At 76.5% G+C, this 18,955-nt stretch carries 19 protein-coding genes and 1 pseudogene; 9 read left to right on the forward strand and 11 right to left on the reverse strand.

The window, feature by feature from the left end; translation table 11 throughout:
* Nucleotides 1-209 precede the first annotated feature (209 nt).
* The 4 genes from ACZ7JZ_RS34190 (at nt 210) to ACZ7JZ_RS34205 (ending at nt 4,274) form a co-directional block, all read left to right on the forward strand.
* The gene (locus ACZ7JZ_RS34190) at nt 210-659 is read left to right on the forward strand and encodes an SRPBCC family protein (protein WP_470946543.1); all 450 of its coding nucleotides are present in this window, start codon (nt 210-212) and stop codon (nt 657-659) included.
* A 115-nt stretch (nt 660-774) separates the two neighbouring features.
* Nucleotides 775-2,013, forward strand: coding sequence for a lycopene cyclase family protein (locus ACZ7JZ_RS34195; RefSeq protein WP_470946546.1), 1,239 nt, complete (start codon nt 775-777; stop codon nt 2,011-2,013).
* A 9-nt stretch (nt 2,014-2,022) separates the two neighbouring features.
* The gene (locus ACZ7JZ_RS34200; protein WP_470946548.1) at nt 2,023-2,730 is read left to right on the forward strand and encodes a class I SAM-dependent methyltransferase; all 708 of its coding nucleotides are present in this window, start codon (nt 2,023-2,025) and stop codon (nt 2,728-2,730) included.
* On the forward strand, nt 2,727-4,274 hold the full coding sequence (locus ACZ7JZ_RS34205) for an FAD-dependent oxidoreductase (RefSeq protein ID WP_470946549.1): 1,548 nt from the start codon (nt 2,727-2,729) through the stop codon (nt 4,272-4,274). Before ACZ7JZ_RS34200 ends, ACZ7JZ_RS34205 begins: the two co-directional genes overlap by 4 nt.
* 58 nt (nt 4,275-4,332) lie before the next feature.
* Here the strand turns inward: ACZ7JZ_RS34205 and ACZ7JZ_RS34210 are convergent, their stop codons facing one another.
* Genes ACZ7JZ_RS34210 through ACZ7JZ_RS34225 form a run of 4 tightly spaced genes read right to left on the reverse strand, consistent with a single transcriptional unit; the run spans nt 4,333 to nt 9,255 of the window.
* The gene (locus ACZ7JZ_RS34210; RefSeq protein WP_470946551.1) at nt 4,333-5,340 is read right to left on the reverse strand and encodes a DUF5914 domain-containing protein; all 1,008 of its coding nucleotides are present in this window, start codon (nt 5,338-5,340) and stop codon (nt 4,333-4,335) included.
* Nucleotides 5,337-6,311: a phytoene/squalene synthase family protein gene (locus ACZ7JZ_RS34215; protein ID WP_470946554.1), complete on the reverse strand. Its 975-nt coding sequence runs from the start codon at nt 6,309-6,311 to the stop codon at nt 5,337-5,339. Before ACZ7JZ_RS34215 ends, ACZ7JZ_RS34210 begins: the two co-directional genes overlap by 4 nt.
* The gene (gene crtI / locus ACZ7JZ_RS34220; protein ID WP_470946557.1) at nt 6,308-7,909 is read right to left on the reverse strand and encodes a phytoene desaturase family protein; all 1,602 of its coding nucleotides are present in this window, start codon (nt 7,907-7,909) and stop codon (nt 6,308-6,310) included. Before crtI ends, ACZ7JZ_RS34215 begins: the two co-directional genes overlap by 4 nt.
* Complete coding sequence (locus ACZ7JZ_RS34225; RefSeq protein ID WP_470946560.1) at nt 7,906-9,255, reverse strand: polyprenyl synthetase family protein; 1,350 nt, start codon at nt 9,253-9,255, stop codon at nt 7,906-7,908. The genes crtI and ACZ7JZ_RS34225 overlap by 4 nt, the downstream gene beginning before the upstream one ends.
* Before the next feature lie 593 nt (nt 9,256-9,848).
* Here ACZ7JZ_RS34225 and ACZ7JZ_RS34230 point away from each other — a divergent pair.
* Nucleotides 9,849-11,078: a B12-binding domain-containing protein gene (locus ACZ7JZ_RS34230; RefSeq protein WP_470946591.1), complete on the forward strand. Its 1,230-nt coding sequence runs from the start codon at nt 9,849-9,851 to the stop codon at nt 11,076-11,078.
* An 80-nt stretch (nt 11,079-11,158) separates the two neighbouring features.
* Here the strand turns inward: ACZ7JZ_RS34230 and ACZ7JZ_RS34235 are convergent, their stop codons facing one another.
* Complete coding sequence (locus ACZ7JZ_RS34235; RefSeq protein ID WP_470946562.1) at nt 11,159-11,728, reverse strand: RNA polymerase sigma factor; 570 nt, start codon at nt 11,726-11,728, stop codon at nt 11,159-11,161.
* Between the two features lie 325 nt (nt 11,729-12,053).
* Here ACZ7JZ_RS34235 and ACZ7JZ_RS34240 point away from each other — a divergent pair, with 325 nt between their 5' ends.
* Both ACZ7JZ_RS34240 and ACZ7JZ_RS34245 read left to right on the forward strand, forming a co-directional pair.
* On the forward strand, nt 12,054-12,629 hold the full coding sequence (locus ACZ7JZ_RS34240) for a DUF4383 domain-containing protein (protein WP_470946564.1): 576 nt from the start codon (nt 12,054-12,056) through the stop codon (nt 12,627-12,629).
* Nucleotides 12,630-12,674: 45 nt separating this feature from the next.
* Nucleotides 12,675-12,881 carry a DUF6480 family protein gene (locus tag ACZ7JZ_RS34245; protein ID WP_470946567.1) on the forward strand — a complete coding sequence of 69 codons (207 nt, stop codon included), beginning with the start codon at nt 12,675-12,677 and terminating at the stop codon, nt 12,879-12,881.
* Between the two features lie 3 nt (nt 12,882-12,884).
* Here ACZ7JZ_RS34245 and ACZ7JZ_RS34250 read toward each other — a convergent pair whose 3' ends face one another.
* Together ACZ7JZ_RS34250 and ACZ7JZ_RS34255 are read right to left on the reverse strand one after the other, a co-directional pair.
* Nucleotides 12,885-13,346, reverse strand: coding sequence for a hypothetical protein (locus tag ACZ7JZ_RS34250; protein ID WP_470946569.1), 462 nt, complete (start codon nt 13,344-13,346; stop codon nt 12,885-12,887).
* A gap of 55 nt (nt 13,347-13,401) precedes the next feature.
* On the reverse strand, nt 13,402-14,535 hold the full coding sequence (locus ACZ7JZ_RS34255) for a YihY/virulence factor BrkB family protein (RefSeq protein WP_470946572.1): 1,134 nt from the start codon (nt 14,533-14,535) through the stop codon (nt 13,402-13,404).
* 204 nt (nt 14,536-14,739) lie between these two features.
* On the opposite strand from ACZ7JZ_RS34255, the gene ACZ7JZ_RS34260 reads away from it, so the two are divergent.
* Nucleotides 14,740-14,949, forward strand: coding sequence for a hypothetical protein (locus tag ACZ7JZ_RS34260; protein ID WP_470946594.1), 210 nt, complete (start codon nt 14,740-14,742; stop codon nt 14,947-14,949).
* Nucleotides 14,950-14,995: 46 nt separating this feature from the next.
* Here the strand turns inward: ACZ7JZ_RS34260 and ACZ7JZ_RS34265 are convergent.
* A pseudogene (locus ACZ7JZ_RS34265) lies at nt 14,996-15,349 on the reverse strand (phage holin family protein); the annotation flags it as partial.
* A 6-nt stretch (nt 15,350-15,355) separates the two neighbouring features.
* Nucleotides 15,356-15,973: a hypothetical protein gene (locus ACZ7JZ_RS34270; protein WP_470946575.1), complete on the reverse strand. Its 618-nt coding sequence runs from the start codon at nt 15,971-15,973 to the stop codon at nt 15,356-15,358.
* Nucleotides 15,974-16,123: 150 nt separating this feature from the next.
* Here ACZ7JZ_RS34270 and ppk2 point away from each other — a divergent pair, with 150 nt between their 5' ends.
* A complete protein-coding gene (gene ppk2 / locus ACZ7JZ_RS34275) occupies nt 16,124-17,134 on the forward strand; it encodes a polyphosphate kinase 2 (RefSeq protein WP_470946578.1) in 1,011 nt (336 codons plus the stop codon).
* 18 nt (nt 17,135-17,152) lie between these two features.
* On the opposite strand, the gene ACZ7JZ_RS34280 is transcribed toward ppk2, so the two are convergent.
* Together ACZ7JZ_RS34280 and ACZ7JZ_RS34285 are read right to left on the reverse strand one after the other, a co-directional pair.
* On the reverse strand, nt 17,153-18,034 hold the full coding sequence (locus ACZ7JZ_RS34280; protein ID WP_470946581.1) for a GNAT family N-acetyltransferase: 882 nt from the start codon (nt 18,032-18,034) through the stop codon (nt 17,153-17,155).
* Between the two features lie 131 nt (nt 18,035-18,165).
* Nucleotides 18,166-18,801, reverse strand: coding sequence for a GOLPH3/VPS74 family protein (locus tag ACZ7JZ_RS34285; protein ID WP_470946584.1), 636 nt, complete (start codon nt 18,799-18,801; stop codon nt 18,166-18,168).
* Between the last annotated feature and the right edge of the window lie 154 nt (nt 18,802-18,955).

Below are 18,955 nucleotides of genomic sequence, written 5' to 3' on the forward strand. Positions count from 1 at the left end.
GCGCCCGGCCCCGACACCCCCCTGCCCGTACTTCCCTCCCGGGGCCCGATCGGGTTGCACGCAGTCGTGCCGCTGCGCGGGAGGAGCCCGGTTCGGATCCGCATGCGTGGCCCGGCGGGAGCGGGGCAGGTGCGGCAGCGGGTGCCGACGGGGTGCCCGCCCGGGTGCGGCAACGCACCGGGCTGAAGCGACAGTTCAGGAGGCCGAGCATGTCCCAGGTCAAGGAATCGATCGAGGTCGGCGTTCCGGTGCGCACCGCGTACGACCAGTGGACCCAGTTCGAATCGTTCCCGCAGTTCATGGAGGGGGTCGAGCGGGTCGAGCAGCGTACGGACACCAGGACGCACTGGGTGACGAGCGTCGCGGGCGTGCGGCGGGAGTTCGACGCGGAGATCACCGAGCAGGTGCCCGACGGCAGGGTCGCCTGGGTGACCGTGGGCGGCGAGGTCGAGCAGGCCGGGCTGGTGACCTTCAGGACCATCGACCCGGCCCGCACCGAGGTCACGCTGACCATGGACTTCGAGCCGGAGGGGATCGCGGAGAACCTCGGCGACAAGCTGGGGGTGGTCGACCGCCGCGTCAAGGGGGACCTGGAGCGGTTCAAGCAGTTCATCGAGGACCGGGGCACCGCCACGGGCGCCTGGCGCGGCCGGGTGTGAGACCCGCCGCCGCCGGGCGCGTCACCCGCCCGGCGGCGGCCGCTGCGGTTGACTGCATCCGCCGGGGTCTGCGGCACGGAAGACGGAGCGTCGGCGCGCAGGGCGGGAGGTGCAGGTGGGCTGGGACGCTGAGGTGGCGGTCGTCGGGGCCGGGGCCGCGGGGCTGTCGCTCGCGCTGGAGCTGGTGCGCCCGCAGGGGCCGGGACGGCCGGTGCCGCGGGTGGTGGTGGCCGCGGCCCCGCCCGGACCGCTGCGCGCCCCGGAGCGGACCTGGTGCTACTGGGAGGCGGGCCCGGGCCCGTACGACCACCTCCTCGCGGCCTCCTGGGACCGGCTGCGCCTGTACGGCCGCGACGGCGCGCGCATCGACCGGCCGCTGGGCCCGCTGCGGTACAAGATGCTGCGGTCCGGGCCCTTCGAGGAGGCTCTGACGGGGCAGCTGGCCGGGTACGGGGCCGAGGTGCGCCCGATGACCGTGTCGTCCGTCGCGGACGCGGGGGACGCGGCGGGCACCGCCGTGGTCCGCGGGACCGGTGCCGACGGCGCGCCGGCCGCTCTGCGCTGCGGGCTGGTCTTCGACTCCCGGCCGCCGCGGGTGCTGCCGGCCGCCCGCACGACCCTGCTCCAGCACTTCCGCGGCTGGTTCGTCCGGACCGACCGGCCCGCCTTCGACCCCGGCGCAGTGGTCCTGATGGACTTCCGCGTGCCCCAGCCGCCGCGCGGCCTGGCCTTCGGCTACGTGCTCCCGGTGAGCCGGCACGAGGCCCTCGTGGAGTACACGCAGTTCTCCCCGGCCGTCCTGGCGGAGGAGGCCTACGAGCGCGCGCTGGCCCACTACTGCGGTCCGGTCCTCGGACTCGGCGGGTACGCCGTCACCGGCCGGGAGCACGGGGTGATCCCGATGAGCGACGGCCGCTACCCGCGCCGGGCCGGGCGGCGGGTCTTCCTGATCGGCGCGGCCGGCGGGGCGGTCCGCCCCTCCACGGGGTACGCCTTCGCGGCGATCGGCCGCCAGAGCCGCGCACTGGCCGCGGCCGTCCGCACCGGCCGCTCCCCCGCCCGCACCCCCGCCCCGCACGGCGTGCGGGCGCGCGCGATGGACGCCGTCCTGCTGCGCGCGCTGGACCGGGGGCGGGTGGACGGCGCGGAGTTCTTCACCCGGCTCTTCGCCTCCGTCCCCGCCGAGCGGGTCCTGCGCTTCCTCGACGGCGCCACCTCGCCCGGCGAGGACTTCGGCATCGGCCTGCGCACCCCCGTCGTCCCGATGCTGCGCTCGCTCGCCGAACTCCCCCTGCTCCCCCGGTCCGTGCCGGCCCGCCGGCCGCCGCGGGACCGGGCCGCTCCCGAGAGCTGAAAGGCTGCCATGCCACTGCTGCACGACCAGGACCTGTCGGAGGCCTTCGACCACGCCGCCGCGCGCTACGACCGGCTGGTCGCCGCGAGCCCCGGCTACCACGGGCACCTGCGGCGCTCCGCCCGTCGGCTCGGCCTGCCCGCGGACGGCCGGGAGGTGCGCGTCCTGGACCTCGGCTGCGGGACCGGGGCCTCGACCGCGGCCCTGCTCAAGGCGGCCGCACGGGCGCGGATCACGGCGGTGGACGCCTCGCCCGGGATGCTGGAGCGCGCCCGCGCCAAGCACTGGCCCGAGGGGGTGGACTTCGTCCGGGCCAGCGCAGACCGGCTCGGCGAGGGCGGGGTGGCGGGCCCCTTCGACGCCGTCTTCGCGGCCTACCTCTTCCGCAACGTCTCCGATCCCGACCGGACCCTGGCGGAGGTCCGGTCGGTGATGGCGCCCGGCGCGCGGATCGCCGTACACGAGTACGCCCTCAGCGGCCGGCCCGTGGACCGGGCCCTGTGGACGGCCGTGTGCCGGACGGTCATCATGCCGCTGGGCCGGGCCGGCGGGGACGGGGCCCTGTACGAGCACCTGTGGCGCAGCGTGCTGGGCTTCGACACCGCCGCCCGCTTCGCGGAGCGGATGCGCGCGGCGGGCTTCACCGGCGTACGGGCGCTGCCCCTGCCGGGCTGGCAGACGGGGATCACCCACACGTTCGTCGGAACGGCCCCGTGAACGGCCCGCGGCCGGGCCGGGACCGGCTGGCGCGGCGCATCGCCCCCGGCGCCGGCAGCGCCCGTGTGGCGGGACCGCCGCCCCGGGTGGTGGTGGCGGGCGGCGGGATCGCCGGGCTGGCGGCGGCCGCGGTCCTCGCCGAACGGGGCGTCCGCGTCACCGTCTACGAGCGGGAGGAGCAGCTCGGCGGGCGGCTGGCCGGCTGGCAGACCACCCTGGCCGACGGGTCGCAGGCCACGATGAGCCGCGGCTTCCACGCCTTCTTCCGCCAGTACTACAACCTGCGCGCGCTGCTGCGCCGCACCGATCCGGGCCTCAACGGGCTGACGGGGCTGGCGGACTACCCGCTGCGCCACCGCAACGGCGGCCGCGACAGCTTCGCGCGCGTGCCGCGCACCCCGCCGCTGAGCGCGCTCGGCTTCGTCGCGCAGAGCCCCTCCTTCGGCTGGCGGGACCTGGGGCGGATGGACGCGCGGGCCGCGCTGCCGCTGCTGGACGTCTCGGTACCGGGGGTGTACGAGGCGCTGGACGGGGTGAGCGCCGCCGAGTTCCTGGCCTCGATCCGCTTCCCGGAGGCGGCGCATCACCTGGCCTTCGAGGTGTTCTCGCGGAGCTTCTTCGCCGACCCGGCCACGCTGTCGGCGGCGGAGCTGGTGCTGATGTTCCACATCTACTTCCTCGGGTCCAGCGAGGGGCTGCTGTTCGACGTGCCGCGGGAGCCGTTCCCGCAGGCCCTGTGGGAGCCGCTGGCCCGGTACCTGACCGGGCTCGGCGCGGAGATCCGCACGGGCCGGTCCGTGCAGGGGGTCCGGCCGCTGGGCGACGGGCGGCGGGCCGTGCTGACGGAGGACGGCGAGGACCCCTGCGACGCCGTCGTCCTCGCCCTGGACACGGCCGGGCTCCAGTCGGTGGCCGCGGCCTCCCCCGAACTGGCCGGCCCCGCCTGGCGGGAGCGGATCGCCGGACTGCGCACGGCTCCCCCGTTCCTGGTGTCGCGGCTGTGGCTGTCGCGCCCGGTGGCCGGGCACCGGCCCGGGTTCCTGGGCACCAGCGGCTACGACGGCCTGGACAACGTCAGCGTCCTCGACCGGTGGGAGGGCGAGGCCCACCGCTGGGCGCTGGCCTCGGGCGGCTCGGTCGTGGAGCTGCACGCCTACGCCGTGGATGCGGCCCTGCCGCGCCCCGCGGTGGAGGAGCGGCTCGTACGGCTGCTGCGCGAGGTCTACCCGGAGACCGCGGACGCGCGGGTCGTCGACGCCCGGCACGAATGGCGGTCCGACTGCCCGCTGTTCACCGTGGGCGGCTACCGGGACCGGCCGGAGGTCCGCACGGAGGACCCGCGCGTGGTCCTCGCGGGCGACCTCGTCCGCACCGGACTGCCCGTCGCCCTGATGGAGCGGGCCGCGACCAGCGGGTTCCTCGCAGCGAACGCCCTGCTGGAGCAGTGGGGCGTCCGCGGCGAACCCCTGTGGACCGTACCGGCCCGCGGCCGCTCCGCCGCCGCCCGCTTCCTGGCCTCGCGGTGGGGGGCGCGCGGGGTGTGACGGGGGTGCGTACGACTGAGGGGGCCCCGTAGCCGTACGTACGGCTACGGGGCCGCCGTCAGCCGGGGAAGCGGCCCGTACTGCGCAGCTCCCAGCGCCGCTCGGCGTACGCGAGGTCGTCCTGCCACAGCCGTCCCGCGGCATGCCGCATCAGCGGGCGCAGCAGGGGGGCGGCGGCCCGCGCGAGCCGGAAGCCGGGGCGGTGCGAGGTGGCGACGACGGCCTCCGTGACCCGGGTGCGGGGGCGCCCGTCGCGGCCGGTGCCCAGCGGGGTCGCGTGGGTCTCGACCACGGAGCCGACGCCCTCGCCTCCGGTGATGCGCATGACGACCGTACGGGGTCCCGGCGCGGTGAACTCGGCGGTCACGGGGACCACGGCGCGCCCCGCGAGCTTGAAGGAGACCCGTACGGAGAGCCGGTCGGTGCGGGAGCCGTCGTCGAGGACGGTGAGGTCGGCGAACGAGTACGGGTGGAACCAGGCCCCGTGCCAGGGGTCGAGCCGGTTGGCCACGATGTCCTCCGGCTCGCACACGCCGGTGCCGGTGTAGACGGCGGCCAGCGAGCGGGCGCCGGGCGGGCGGGCCGGTACGGCCGGGGCGTCCAGCGGTTCCTCGCCGCCCGCCTCGTCGAGCCGCACCCAGGCGAGGACCCCGTCGTCGTGGGCCGGGTACGGCTGCCAGCCGGCGAACGGGGCGCCGGTCAGGGCCAGGCCGTGCCAGGAGCAGACCAGGGTGCCGCAGCGGACCGGGGCCCGTTCCAGGGGCGCGCCGAGGTGGGGGCAGGCCCCGGGGCCCGCCAGCAGGCTGCCGTCGGCGGCCCGCCAGAGCACGACCTCCCGGCCCGCGACCGTGCCCCCGCCGGCCCGGTCGGTGCCGACGGCGGCGCTGGGCCCGAGGACGTACCAGTTGCCGGCGGGGCGGGACTGCGCGCGGGCGAGGGCATCGGCGATGAGGCGGGGCGAGGCCGCGCGCCAGGTGGGCTCCTGCCGGTGCCAGGCGACGGGGTCCTTGCGGAGGCTGACCGGGAGCCCGCGGCGGCGCCGCGGCGGGTCGGGCGGCTGGTTCATCGGCGGGGCTCCTCGACGGCGGGCGCGGGCGGGGCGGCGGGCGCCGCCCACCGGGCCCGCACGAGCGCGGCCAGGCCGGCCGCGGCGACGGCGGCGCGCCGCGCCGGGGGGACCGCGGACCGCCGGTGGACGCTGCTGTACCCGTCGCGGGCCACGGCGCCGAGGATGTCCCCGTACAGGACGAAGGCGGTGCGCACGCAGGGCCGGGAGACGGGGTCGAGCATGTCCAGGCCGGGGGCGGCCTCGGCGTAGAAGCGGCGGGCGAGGGCGGCCGCGGAGCGCAGGGCGCGGGTGATGCGGGCGTCGCCGCGCCCGGTGCGCCTGCTCCAGTACAGCAGTTCCCGGTCGACGCCTTCGGCGGCGAGGAGGTCGGCGGGCAGGTAGACGCGGTCGCGGTCGAGGTCCTCTCCGACGTCGCGGATGAAGTTCGTGAGCTGGAAGGCCTCGCCGAGGGCTGCGGCGTGCGGGGCGGCCTCCTCGCGGGGGGCGGTGTGGCCGAGTACGGGCAGCATCTGGAGGCCGATCACGGCGGCGGATCCGTACATGTAGGCCCGCAGGGCGTCGAGGGTGGCGTAGTCCGTGACGGTGAGGTCGCTGCGCATGGACGCGAGGAAGGCGTCGAAGTGGGCGTGGGGGATGCCGTACCGGCGGGCCGCGTGGGCGGCCGCCGTGACCACGGGATGGCGGCCCGCGCCGCCGTCCATGGCGGTCCACAGGTCGTCCGAGAGGGCCTGGAGCCGCCGGGACCGGTCGGCTGCGGGGGCCGGTGCGCTGACGTCGTCCACGATGTCGTCGGCGAAGCGCGCGAACCCGTACAGGGCGTGCACCGCCGGGCGGCGGGCCGCGGGCAGCAGCCGGGTGGCGAGGAAGTAGGTCTTGCCGTGGCGGGCGTTGAGGCGCCGGCACTCGGCGTAGGCCGACCGTACGGCGGGGTCGGTGAGGGAGGCCGCGTCGAGCTCGCGGGCGGTCATGCGGGACCGCCCGCGCCGGTCGCAGCGCCGCCCGTGCTGCCGCCCGTACGCGACGGCGCACCCGCCGCGGCCGTGCCGCCCGCTGCGGAGGCGCCGCGGGCCTGCGGGCGGCGGGGGCCGGGCGGTCCGGTGATGCGGGCGGCGGCCAGCCGGCCGGAGATGAGGACGGGGGGAACGCCCACGCCGGGGGTGGTGCCGCAGCCCGCGAGGACGGCGTTGGCCACGCCCCGGACCAGGTTGCGGGGCCGGAAGGGGCCCGTCTGCGGGAAGGTGTGGGAGACGGAGAAGGGGGTGCCGGCCGCGTGGCCCCGGGCGGTCCAGTCGGCGGGGGTGACCAGCACCTCGGTGTCGACGGCGGCGGCGAAGCCGGTGAGGCCGCGGCGCTCCAGCTCGGCCAGGAGGCTGTCGCGGTAGCGGGGCCCGAGCTGCTCCCAGGCTGCGGCGGACGGGCCGATCCGCGTGTTGGGGCAGGGGGCGAGCACGTAGTGGGTGTGCTTGCCCGGCGGGGCGAGCGAGGGATCGGTGAGGGTGGGGCGGGTGATCAGCAGGGAGGGGTCGCTCATCAGGCGGCCCGTACGGGTCAGTTCGTGGAAGGTCTGCTTCCAGGCGGCACCGAACGACAGGGTGTGGTGGGCCAGTTCGGGCCAGGTGCGGCTGGTGCCCACGTGCAGGACCACGGCCGACGGCGAGTGCCGCAGCGGGAGCGGGCGGCGCGGCGGGCCGCCCAGCAGCCCGTATGCGGTGGGCAGTTCGGTCGTCAGGACCACGGCGTCGCACGGGATGCGCCCGCGGTCGGTGACGACGGCGGTGATCCGGTCGCCGGTGCGCTCCAGGCCGGTGACGGTGTGCCCGTAGCGGAGGTCGGCGCCCGCGCCCGCGGCCGCCTCGGACAGGGCGGCGGGTACGGCGTGCATGCCGCCCTCGGGGAAGTACACCCCGGCGACGGTGTCCATGTACGCGATGACGGCGTACGCGGCGAGCGCCCGGGCCGGGGGCACGCCGGCATAGAGGGCCTGGAAGGAGAAGACGCGCTGCAGGCGCTCGTCGGACAGGTAGCGGGCGACCTTCGGTTCGAGGCGGCCGAAGCCGCCGAGGGCGGCGAGCCGGGCGAGGTCGGGGTGGACGAGGGAGAGCGGCGAGTCGAAATTGGCCTCGATGAAGCGGCTCGACTGGGCGCGGTAGAGCTCGTGGAGCCAGCGGCGCAGCCGCAGGTAGCCGGCCGCTTCGCGGGCTCCGGCGAAGCGCTCGATCCCGGCGGCCATCGCGTCGGCGTCGGTGTGGACGTCGAGGCTGCTGCCGTCCGCGAAACGGGCCCGGTAGGCGGGGTGGAGGGGGTGCAGGGTCAGCAGGTCGGACATGCGCCGGCCGACGGCCTCGAAGGCCTCCTCCAGCAGGTGCGGCATGGTCAGGACGGTGGGGCCGGTGTCGAAGACGTGGCCGTCGCGGGTGAGGACCCCGGCCCGGCCGCCGGGCAGCGGGTCCCGTTCGACGAGGGTGACGCGGCGGCCGGCCCCCAGGAGGTGGAGGCTGGCGGACAGGCCGGCCAGGCCGGCGCCGACGACCACGACGTGGTCGGTGCGGCCGGTAACGGTTCTCATCGGGCGGCTCCGGGGCGGTCGGCCGTGGCGGCGAGGGCGGCGGGAGTACGGGCTGCGGCGGGCGAAAGGGCCGCGGGGGCGGTGGTGGTGGCGGTGGTGGGCGAAAGGCCCGTGGGACCGGTGGGGGCGGCAGGGAGCGCCAGCGGGTCGGCGGCCCGGCCGAGGAGTTCGGCCAGCCGGCGGGCGGCGGGGCCGTGCAGGGACGCGGAGGCGAGGTGGCGCTCGGCCGTGCGCGCCAGGCGCTCGATGCGCCGCTCGACCTGGGCCGGGGCGCCGGTGGAGTGCAGGGCGGCACGGGCCTCCGCGAGCCGGGCCGCGCTGAGGACGGAACTGCGGGAGCAGGCATCGAGCAGCTCGATGACCTCCGAGGCGCCGGTGGCGCGGGCCCGCGCGTGGGCCACGGCCAGCAGGTACGTGGGCTTGCCCGAGCGGATGTCGTCCCCCGCGGGCTTGCCGGTCGCCGCGGGTTCGCCGAACACGCCCGCCAGGTCGTCGCGGAGCTGGAAGGCGATCCCGGCGCACCGGCCCGCGGCCGTCAGGGAGCGCACGGTGTCCTCGTCGGCCCCGGCGAGGGCGGCGCCCAGGGCGAGCGGCCGCTCCACGGTGTAGCCCGCGGTCTTCAGGCACCCGGTCCGGATGGCCCGGGCGGGGGAGCGGGCGGAGGTCACCTGGCCGTGCAGGTCGAGGTACTGCCCGGCGACCATCTCCATCCGCATGGTCCGCCAGTGCCGCAGGACGGCGGCGCGCAGCTCCGGGCCGAGGTCGGCGGCGGCGACCAGGTCGTCCGCCCAGGCCAGCGCGAGGTCCCCGGCCAGTACGGCGGCGGAGTGGGCGAAGGGGTAGGGGACCTGCCCGGGGTGGGGGGTCCCGGAGCCGGGGGCCTGCCCGGGGCCGGGGCGCGGGCCCGCCGCCGGGTACTGGAGGGCGATCTGCGCGTGGAAGGACGGGCGGCCGCGGCGCACCGCGGAACCGTCCATCACGTCGTCGTGGATCAGGGCGCAGCTCTGGATGAGTTCGAGGGCAGCCGCGATGCGCAGGGCGGCGGGCGCCTCACGGTCCGCGCCGCCGCAGGCGCGCATGGCCCACCAGAGGAACCGGGGCCGGATCCGGGACCCGCCCCCGAGGGTGTACGCGGTGAGCCTCTCGGCCACGTCGGCGCCGAACACGGGGTCGAGGTCGCGGGCGAACGCGGTGAACCCCTCGCAGCAGACGGCGAGTTCCCGGTCGACGGCCGCGGCCACGTCCGCGTCGACTCCGTCGCAGGTGGTGACGCTGCCGGCCGGGGACCCGTGGGGGCGTCGTCGGTGCGTCGTGATGAATGCTCTCGTGCTCGGCTCCGCGGGCATCGGTCCTCCGGGTCGGGAAGTGCCGCCTACGGCTGTCTTCTCGTGCCCACCGACAGACGGATGCATCGGGCCCGGCCTTTTGCGGCCCGTCCGCTATTCCCCCACGCACGGGGCCGTCCTAAACCCCCCGGCGGGCGCGCTCCACCGGATGGCGCAACCGCGCTCGGGGCCCTGGGCGCCTGCGGGAACAGCACCCGGGAGGGTGCTGTCGGCCCGGGCTGCATCCGCCGTTCCGGCCCGGCCGGAATCGGAGGTGAGACGCATACGGCCCGGCCGAGCGGCCGACGGTCTCAGGCCTCAGGCCTCAGGCCTCAGGCCTCAGGCCTCAGGACGGACTCACGACGGAGGAAGGCCCGGTGGCGAGTGTGGAGGGCATCCGCGTGATACACCCGGCTGCGGAGGCGGCTACGCAGGCGGATGCCGAGAACGGGTCGCGCGCGGGCACCGGCACCGGTACCGGTCCGGAGGTTCTGCCCGCGACAGAGCGCCCGGCCGCGCCCGACCGCCCGCCCGGGGCTGAACCGCCGCCCGACACCGGACCGGGGCACGGCATCACGACCGGCGCGGTGGCCCGCTGGCTGGGCGTCTCGCCGATGACGGTGCGCTCGTGGGACCGGCGGTACGGCATCGGGCCCGCCGTGCGCCCGGACGGCCGCCACCGGCGGTGGAGCCCGGCGGACGTGGCGCTGCTGGAGGAGATGTGCCGCCTCACGGCCTCCGGAGTACCACCCGCCGAGGCGGCGCGCGCTGTTCTGGGTGACCGGTCGTCGGCCGGGGCGGGCACGGGACCGGAGGCACGGGCCGGGGCGAGCACGGAGGCGGGGACCGGAGCGGGCACGGCCGCGGCCGGACGCCCGGCCGCGGTGCCGGGCGGCAGGCCGTCCCGCACCGGGGGCGGCCCGGCCGGTACCGGGGGCGGCCCGGCCGGTACCGCCAGCGCACCCGCCCGCCCCGCCGGCACGCCCACCCGCCCCGCCAGCGCGCCGACCGGACCCGGGGGTGCACCGGATCGCCGTACCGGCAGCGCACCTGCCCGTCCCGGACGCGGGCGAACCGAACCTGACGACACACCCGCCGGTACCGACAGGGCGCCCGCGCGCCCCGCCCACCGGTCGAACGGACAAGGGGGCGGCGGCGGGCTGCCGCTGGGGCGGGTGCGCCGGGAGTGCCGGGGGCTCGCCCGGGCCGCGCTGCGCCTCGACGGTCCGGCGCTGGAGGAGCTGCTCGACACGGTGATGGAGGCGTACGGGGCCGTGACCGCCTGGGAGGAGGTGATGGCGCCCGCACTGCGCGCGGTGGGCCTCAAGTGGGAGGCCTCCGACGACCGCTACGTAGAGGTCGAGCACCTGCTGTCCTGGCACGTCTCCACCGCCCTGCGCCGTACCGCCGCCGCCGGGCTGGGCGCCGTACCCGCGCAGGTCGCGCCGGTCGTCCTGGCCTGCGTACCCGAGGAGCGGCACACCCTGGCCCTGGAGGCGCTGGCCGCGGCGCTGGCCGAACGGGGCCTGCCGGTCCGGATGTTCGGGGCGTCCGTACCGGCCGAGGCGCTGTGCACCGCCGTCCGCCGCTCGGGGCCGGCCGCCGTCGCACTGTGGTCGCAGACCCGGAACACGGCGGACTACTCCCTCGCGCGGGAGCTGGCCGCCACCGCCTTCGGGATGCGGGGGGCGCGGACCGGCCCCCTGGTCCTCCTCGCCGGCCCCGGCTGGATGAGGAGGGGTCCGGAGCCCGGTGCGGTCCGGCCGTCCGGCCTGCGCGAGGCACTCGAAGTGATCGGGCGGCTGTACGGGGACCAGGGCGGGGGCCGGGAGCCCCGGGACTGACCGGCGCCGTGCCGGCCGGCCCGCCCGGAGACTGGCGGAGGCCCCGCCCGGGCGCCCGGGCGGGGCCTCCGGCCGGCCGGTCAGTCGGCCGAGGCGCCGACCAGGTTGTCGCGCATGCGCCGCAGGCCGCGGCGGGCGTGGCTCTTGACCGTGCCGAGCGGCATTCCGGTGCGGTCGGCGATCTGCACCTGCGTCAGGTCCGCGAAGAACGTCAGGCGCAGGACGTCGCGCTGGGGCCGGGGCAGCCGGGCCAGTTCCTGGGTGACGACGATCCTGTCGAGGATCTGCTCGGGGCCTTCGCAGACCTCGCCGGCGTGCACCGCGGCGGCGCCCAGCTCGGCGGCGAGTTCGGTGCGGCGGGTACGGGCCGACAGCGCGTCGGCGACCTTGCGGCGGGTGATCCCGGTGAGCCAGGCGGGCAGACTGCCGCGGTCGGGGCGGAAGTTGGCCCGGCCGAGCCAGGCGGCGGTGAACACCTGCTGCGTGACGTCCTCGGCCTCGCGGGCGTCCCCCAGCGCCCGGACCGCCAGCGAGTACACGAACCGGCCCCACCGGCGGTAGGCCTCGTCGAGACAGCGCTCGTCCCCGCCGACCAGCCCCCGGGCGATCTCCGCATCGGTTCCACCGGTCTCGTCGTGTTCCACGTACATGGCGGTGCCTCCTGGCAGGAAGGGGCGGGATACGCCTTCACCCTCCGGTCGCAGCGATTCCGAAACAACTTGCATCGGTTGCGCACCGATAATTCGACCCAAATGGGCCCGCGCCCTGGGGCGCGACAACGGGCTGACGGCGATTCCTCTGCTACATCGACGCGCTCCCGGCGCTTCCGCAGCCGCCGCCACTCCCCTCCGCACCGAATTTCGATGCACAAACACCGCGAGTTTCGCTGCGGACGCCCGCCGCGCATCGTGGAGGCCTCGGGGAACCCACCCCGACAGACACGGCACACCGGACACCGCATCCCAGGAGGCCACCGTGCGACTGCGTGACGAACTCCCCGTGGACCACCCCCTCAGCCGGGTCTACCGGATCGGCGCGGCCCTGTGCGGGCTGCTGCTCCTCGTCTTCGGCTGCCTCGGCTTCGCCGGCAGCCTCTCCTCCTTCGACACGGACGGCCAGAGCATCGCGGGCCTGTCCACGAACGGGCTCCTCAGCACGGTCTCCGTGGTCGTCGGCCTCCTGCTGATCGTCGCCGCGCTCATCGGCGGCAACGTGGCCTCCACCGTGAACATCGTGGTCGGCGTGCTGTTCGTCCTGAGCGGTTTCGTGCACCTGTTCCTGATCGGGCGCGGGGGCAACGTCCTCGACTTCGGCATGTCGAACGTGGTCTTCAGCTTCCTCATGGGCCTGCTGATCATGACCTTCGGCATGTACGGCCGGGTCAGCGGCGGACTCCCCCACGACAACCCGTACTGGCGCCGCCGCCACCCCGAGCAGGCCACCCGCGAGCAGAACGCGCCCCCGCGGCGCCCCGTCACCACGGCGACCGCCAGCGCCGCCTCCACCCCCGCCCTGCCCGGTACGGCCGCCCCCGGCCTCCCGCGCCGGTAACCGCCCGCCCGCGCACCCGTCCACCCGTCCACCCGAGGAGGAGCCATGACCACCCCGAACACACCGGGCGCACCCCGGATACCGGGAATCCCGCCCGGTGAGACGCCCCCGGCCGAGGGTTCCACCGCGGCCGCCCACCAGGAGCGCCCCGACGGCGGCCTGTGGGAGCACCCCCGTGCCTTCCTCGTCCTGATCGCCCTCGGCGCCGCGATGTTCGCCGCCTTCTTCGCCGCCCGCACCTTCGGCGGGTGAGGGTCAGCCCGGCTGTGCGTCATGCGACGGCCCGGATCCGGCGCCGGATCCGGGCCCCGGCGTGTGGTCGGGGTGCCCGGCCGTGCGGCGGGCCTCCTTGAGCCGGGCCTCGTACAGGTGGTCGCGGCCGCCGGCCAGCTCGTCCACGGCGGCGCGCTCCAGGTCGCGGAAGGGCTCGTAGTACGTGCTGTTGTACGCGTCGACGATCTGGAAGGTCCAGTGCCCGGGGATCACGTTCCGGCCCCGGATCTCCCGCGCCACCCGGTCGGCCCACTCCCCGTGACCGGCCTCCTTCAGCAGCCGGACCGCGCGGTCCAGCTCGAAGTCCGCCGTCCCGGTCAGCTGGTGGAAGCCGTAGAGGTGCCCGCGCGCCCGCTCGACCGTCTCCAGTGCCTTGGACAGCGAGCCCAGCGCCTCGACGGTCTCCTCGTCGGGCCGGGGGCCGCCACTGCTCGTGTGTTCCATCGTCTCGCCTCGCATCCGGGTCGGGTTCCGCGCGCACCGCTCGCCGCCGCGGCCGTCAGTCGGGGCGGCTGGGCTGCGGATCGTCCCAGGTACGGGTGTCGCGCGGTTCGACGTAAGGCTCCTCGTCCTCGGGGTGGCCGCCCTCGACGGCACGCCGCCGTACGAGCTCCGCGTCGAATTCCAGGCCGAGGAGGACGGCCAGGTTGGTGAGCCACAGCCAGACCAGGAAGACGATCACACCGGCGAGGGTGCCGTACGTCTTGTTGTACGAGCCGAAGTGCGCGAGGTAGAGCGCGAACCCGGCGGAGGCGGCCATCCACAGGGCCAGGGCGAGGAGGCTGCCCGGGGTGATCCACCGGAAGCCCCGGCCCCTGGCGTTGGGGGCGGCCCAGTACAGGACCGCGATCATGACGGTGACCAGCAGGACCAGGAGCGGCCACTTCGCGATCGACCAGACCGTCATCGCCGTGTCGCCGATCCCCAGGGCGGTGCCCGCCTGCCGGGCCAGTGCGCCGCTGAAGACCACGATGAGGGCGCTGGCGACCGCGAGGACCATCAGGGTGAGGGTGAGCGCCAGCCGCAGCGGCAGCACCTTCCAGACCGGGCGGCCCTCCGGTATGTCGTAGACGGCGTTGGAGGTGCGGATGAAGGCGGCCACGTAGCCGGACGCCGACCAGACCGCCAGGGCCAGGCCCGCGAGGGCGACGAAGGAGCCGATCCCGGCGCTGTCCTGGAGCTGGCGGACGGCGTCGGTGACCACGTCGCGGGCCGGTCCGGGGGCGAGCTGGCGGATGTTGTCCAGCAGCCGCTGCGTCGTCGACTCCCCGGCGAGGCCCACCAGGGAGGTGAGCACCAGGAGCGCGGGGAAGAGGGCCAGGACGCCGTAGTAGGTGAGCGCGGCGGCCCGGTCGGGCAGTTCGTCGTCCCTGAACTCCCTCAGCGTGCCGCGCAGCACGGCCTTCCAGGAGCTGCGGGACAGCTCCGACGGCCGGTCGGGGGCCCGCTCCTCCACCTGCTCGCCGGGGCCGGGGCCCTCCTCGGCGGAAGTCCTTCGGTGCCCTTCCGGCGGCCCCCCGTCCGGCCGGGCGCCCGGGGACAGGGCGGTGTCGGGGGGCCGCCGGTCTGCCGGACGGCCTTCAAAGGGGTCCCGCTCTGCGGGCGGGCGGTCTGGTCCGGGTGCGCGTGTCATATCCGGCGGCTGTCCCGTTGCGGCCGTCTCATGCGCGGCAGCGGGGAATCCGGGCCGGGCGCCGGGCGGCCCCGCTGCGGCCCGGCGGCCGGAGGCAGCGCGCCCGGCCGGACGCACGGCGGGACGGGCCCGGCGCGCAGGACCGCGCCGGGCCCGTCCCGGAGCAGGGTGTCAGGAGGCCGGGCCGCCGGTCGCGCCCCCTGCGTGCCCGGCCTTCCCGGCTTCCCCTGCTTCCCCTGCCTCTCCGCTGCCGACGCGGCGCAGGCCCTCGGCCGTGTCCCGGCCGGCGCTGCGCACCTGCTCGCCGGTGGTCGCCGCGGCTTCCTGCGCGGCGTCCTTGACCGCCTCCACCGCCTCGGCCGCGGGCTCGCGCAGCTCGTCCCGTACCTCGTGGGCGGCCTGCGCGGCCGCTGACGTAGAGCGCGGCGCCGACGGCGGCCCACAGGGCGGTGACGATCAGCGCGGCCCAGCCCGGCGGGATCGCGCTGCCGATCCCGAGGACGGCCGCCAGGCTGCCGAACAGCAGCACCATGTGGCCGGCGTAGCCCGCGCCGCCCATCATCCCGAAGGCCCTGCCGGCCTTCGCCGACTCCGCCTTGAGCTCGGCCTTGGCCAGTTCGAGTTCGGTGCGCAGCAGTCCGGAGACGTCCTGGCCGATCGCGTCGACCAGCTCACCGATCGACGGCTCCGACGGCTCCGGCGGCCCGGCGGCCGGGGCTGCGGTCTGCGGGGCTGCGGTCTGCGGGCCGGCAGCGGGGGCTCCGTACCCCGCCCCGGCCCCGCCCGACGTCCGCCCGCCGTACGCGGTGGTCACGGCGGCTCACATCCCTTCGAGCGGTTGCGGCGGCCCGCCGTACGGCCGGGCGGGGCCCGCGGGCGGGTAGGCGGGCGGGGCCGGCACCGTGCGGACCGGCGGGGGCCCGCCGTCGGCGGCGGCCGCCGCCCCGACGCCCTTGCCGGCCCGGCCCACCAGGAATCCGGCCACGGCCGCGCCCGCGAGGAAGGCCCCCGGGCGGCGGCGCGCGAAGTCCTGGAGGTCGCCGACCAGGCCGTCGGGGCCGCGCTGCTCCAGGTGGGCGGCGGCCCGGCCGCCCCGGTCGGCGAGGGTGCGGGCCACGCCCGCCATCGTGGAGTCCCCGGCGCCGTTCCCGGCCATCTCCTGGAGCTCGTCCGAGAGGCGGCGCACGTGGTCCGCGAGGCTGCGGGTCTGGCCCTGCGCCTGCTCCCGGAGCTGTCCGCGCAGCTCGTCGAGGAGGTCGCGGGCCTGCGCGGCGGCCTCGCCGACCACGTCGGCGGCCTGCTCCCTGGCCGTCGCACCCACCTCGGCGGCCTTGCCTCCGACGAGCTCGGCGCCCTCGCCCGCCTTGTCCTTGACCGTCTGGGCCGGCGTCTCGGCTTGGCCGTCCCGGCCGCTGCCCGAGTACTGGTAGTCAGTCATCCGTGGCTCCTCTGCTCCCTTGCGCATGCCGTACTTCTTGGGCGGTTGCGCCTGCCCCCCTTTCGGCGGTCCACCCCCGGGAATCCGCCGGCCGTGGCGCGACCGGACGGTTCGCGGTGGTTCTGCGGCACTGGCGGGTAGGAGCGGCCCATGGGTATCGCGGAGGACGGCGCAGGACAGGACCGCTCGGAGGCGGCGGAGGGGCTGCTGGACGGGCTGAGCGTGGACGACAGCAGGCCCGAGCAGCCCGTGCTGCTGGACGCGGCCGGGGCTCCGATCCGCACCTGGCGGGAGAACTATCCGTACGAGCACAAGATCAAGCGGGCGGAGTACGAGCGCACCAAGCGCATCCTCCAGATCGAGCTGCTGAAGCTCCAGCGCTGGGTGAAGGAGAGCGGCGCGCGGCTGGTCGTGATCTGCGAGGGGCGGGACGCGGCGGGCAAGGGCGGCACGATCCAGCGCTTCACCGAGCGGCTCAACCCCCGTGGCGCGCGGATCGTGGCCCTCGACAAGCCGACCGAGCGGGAGTCGGGGCAGTGGTACTTCCAGCGGTACGCGGCCCATCTCCCCGGCCGCGGCGAGATCGTCTTCTTCGACCGGTCCTGGTACAACCGGGCCGGCGTGGAGAAGGTGATGGGCTTCTGCACGGCGGAGGAGTACGAGCTGTTCCTCCAGCAGTGCCCGGTCTTCGAGCGGATGCTCGTCGACGACGGGATCGTGCTGGTCAAGTTCTGGTTCTCGGTGTCACGGGCGGAGCAGCGCACCCGGTTCGCGATCCGCCAGGTCGACCCGGTGCGGCAGTGGAAGCTCTCGCCCACGGACGTGGCCTCGCTGGACCTGTGGGACGCCTACACGGAGGCGAAGGTGGCGATGTTCCGGGCCACGGACACCGGGCACGCGCCGTGGACGGTGGTCAAGAGCAACGACAAGCGGCGGGGCCGGCTGGAGGCCATGCGCAGCCTGCTGTGGCGGATCGGGTACGACCGCAAGGACCCGGCCGCCGTCGGCAGGCCCGATCCGCTCGTCGCGGGCGCCGCCGACACCCTGCTGGAACCGGGCGAGGCGCCCGCCGACGTCACCCGCCTGTCCCCGACCCCGCTCGCCGGTCCGCCCTCGGGCCCCGGCCTGCACCCGGAGCCGGGACCGGAGGCAACGGGGTGAGGGCGGCCGGGCGGCCGGTCACAGGGCGATCGAGCGGAGCTCGTCCACCACGGCGAAGCCGGTGCTGTCGTACAGGCCCATGGCCGCCTCGTTCCCGCCGAAGACGTTGAGCATCAGCGCCCCGTCGCCGCCCTGCCGGGCGGCCCATTCGCCGACGGCCATCGCGGCCCGGCCGTAGCCCCTGCCGCGGTACTCCTCGTACACCTCCAGGGAGAAGCCGAAGGTGGTGCCGGGCAGGAAGCCGTGGTTGACCCAGCCCGAGCCGACCGCGCGGCCTCCGGCCTCCAGCACGTAGAAGGCGTGGCCCGGGGTCCGGAAGCCCTGCGGCAGGTAGTGGGCGAGGTCCGCCGCGGCCTTGGCCGCCGCCTGCTCCGGGGTCAGGGCTCCGGACCGGACGATGTCCGCGACGGCGGCGGCCTCCTCGGAGGCGTACCAGGCGGGGTACTCCTCCTCCGTGAGCCGACGGACCGTCAGGCCGGGCGGCAGTTGCGGCTGTTCGGCCGCGGCGCGCATCCGCAGCTGCCCCCGGACCGGGTAGTCGGCGAAGGCCCCGGCGCCGCCGGTGAGCCGCACCTCGACCCGTTCCGCACCGCGGCCGGCGCACCACTCCTCGGCCCACGCCCGCCCCTGAGGCACCGTCAGGTCGTGGATGCGGCCCACGGTCGCTCCGTTGTCCTCCTTGGTGGCGACCGCGATCCAGCCGGTGCCGTCCGTGGCCACCGTCCAGTCGTCCACGCCCTCCAGGGCCCGTTCCAGCAGGGCCCGCGCCAGCGGCTCGGCGCACCCCGCGTCCCGGTACCCGGCCAGCACCCGCTCCTCGAACCCGGCCCGCCACGGGCCGCGATCCGCCACGATGCGTATCCCGGTCCCGGTCCCCGTATCCGTTCCTGTCCCCGTCATGGGGACACCGTACGTCCTGTGCGGACCGGGACCCGCGTCAATTTCCGTACGCGGCCCTACTCCCCCGCGCCCGTACCGGAGTTACGGTCGCTTCGGTCGCTTCGGTCGCTCGGCTGCGGGCGCGGTGGCGGCTACGGGGCCCGCCACATGTTCGCGAACGCCGCGTCCTCGATGGAGCGGCGCTGGCGTACGGCCTCCAGCTCCATCACCGCGTCGTTGACGGCCGCCAGGACGGTCACCACCGACTCGTCCCCGAGTCCCTCCGACCCCGGCCCGGACTCCGCCTCCGACCCCTGCGGCCCCCCGCCCTCCCGGTCGACGCCGATCGCGGCGGCGAGCGCACCGAGCACGGGCTCGGCGGCCTCCAGGCGGGCCGCGGCCCGGTCGCGCGCGGGCGAATCGGCCAGTTCCATCCGTACGGCGCCCAGACCCAGGCGGCCCCGGCGCTGGGGGGCCAGTCCGCCGTCCGCCTCCAGCGCGCTCTGGTAGGCCGCGGCGAGCTCGCGGCCCCGGCGCCACAGCCAGTCCTCCACGGGCTCGTACGGCTCCTGGCGCACCAGCGCGCCCGCGGCCTCGTCCAGGAGGGCGTCCTCCTGCGGCTGCGCCGCACCCGGGACCACGCGCTCGGCGTCCAGCGTGACGGCCCGCGCGCCGAGGAGGTCGATCAGCTCCGCCCCGGCCAGGGCGAGCGACAGGTCGCCCTGCCCGACGGCCGGTGAGAACCGCCGGTCCATGGCGATGATGAACAGGTCCTTCGCCGTACTCATCCGCATCTCCCCTCGCGGCCGGCGGACGTGCCCGCCGGCCGTCACCACGGGCGGGGCGGCCCGCGGCCCGGCCGGGGTGCGGGGGGGCCCCCCCCCCGGGGGGCGCCTTTCCCCCCCTCCGCCCCCCCCCCCGGGGGCGCCCCCACAGCCAGGA

Source organism: Streptomyces sp. NPDC038213, from assembly GCF_055600495.1.

Excerpts from the sequence above, each read along its gene's own strand:
- ACZ7JZ_RS34190 (WP_470946543.1), top strand. The coding sequence starts at position 210 with ATGTCCCAGGTCAAGGAATCGATCGAGGTCGGCGTTCCGGTGCGCACC.
- ACZ7JZ_RS34200 (WP_470946548.1), top strand. The coding sequence starts at position 2,023 with ATGCCACTGCTGCACGACCAGGACCTGTCGGAGGCCTTCGACCACGCC.
- ACZ7JZ_RS34210 (WP_470946551.1), bottom strand. The coding sequence starts at position 5,340 with ATGAACCAGCCGCCCGACCCGCCGCGGCGCCGCCGCGGGCTCCCGGTC.
- ACZ7JZ_RS34215 (WP_470946554.1), bottom strand. The coding sequence starts at position 6,311 with ATGACCGCCCGCGAGCTCGACGCGGCCTCCCTCACCGACCCCGCCGTA.
- crtI (WP_470946557.1), bottom strand. The coding sequence starts at position 7,909 with ATGAGAACCGTTACCGGCCGCACCGACCACGTCGTGGTCGTCGGCGCC.
- ACZ7JZ_RS34225 (WP_470946560.1), bottom strand. The coding sequence starts at position 9,255 with ATGCCCGCGGAGCCGAGCACGAGAGCATTCATCACGACGCACCGACGA.
- ACZ7JZ_RS34230 (WP_470946591.1), top strand. The coding sequence starts at position 9,849 with ATGACGGTGCGCTCGTGGGACCGGCGGTACGGCATCGGGCCCGCCGTG.
- ACZ7JZ_RS34235 (WP_470946562.1), bottom strand. The coding sequence starts at position 11,728 with ATGTACGTGGAACACGACGAGACCGGTGGAACCGATGCGGAGATCGCC.
- ACZ7JZ_RS34245 (WP_470946567.1), top strand. The coding sequence starts at position 12,675 with ATGACCACCCCGAACACACCGGGCGCACCCCGGATACCGGGAATCCCG.
- ACZ7JZ_RS34250 (WP_470946569.1), bottom strand. The coding sequence starts at position 13,346 with ATGGAACACACGAGCAGTGGCGGCCCCCGGCCCGACGAGGAGACCGTC.
- ACZ7JZ_RS34255 (WP_470946572.1), bottom strand. The coding sequence starts at position 14,535 with ATGACACGCGCACCCGGACCAGACCGCCCGCCCGCAGAGCGGGACCCC.
- ACZ7JZ_RS34270 (WP_470946575.1), bottom strand. The coding sequence starts at position 15,973 with ATGACTGACTACCAGTACTCGGGCAGCGGCCGGGACGGCCAAGCCGAG.
- ppk2 (WP_470946578.1), top strand. The coding sequence starts at position 16,124 with ATGGGTATCGCGGAGGACGGCGCAGGACAGGACCGCTCGGAGGCGGCG.
- ACZ7JZ_RS34280 (WP_470946581.1), bottom strand. The coding sequence starts at position 18,034 with ATGACGGGGACAGGAACGGATACGGGGACCGGGACCGGGATACGCATC.
- ACZ7JZ_RS34285 (WP_470946584.1), bottom strand. The coding sequence starts at position 18,801 with ATGAGTACGGCGAAGGACCTGTTCATCATCGCCATGGACCGGCGGTTC.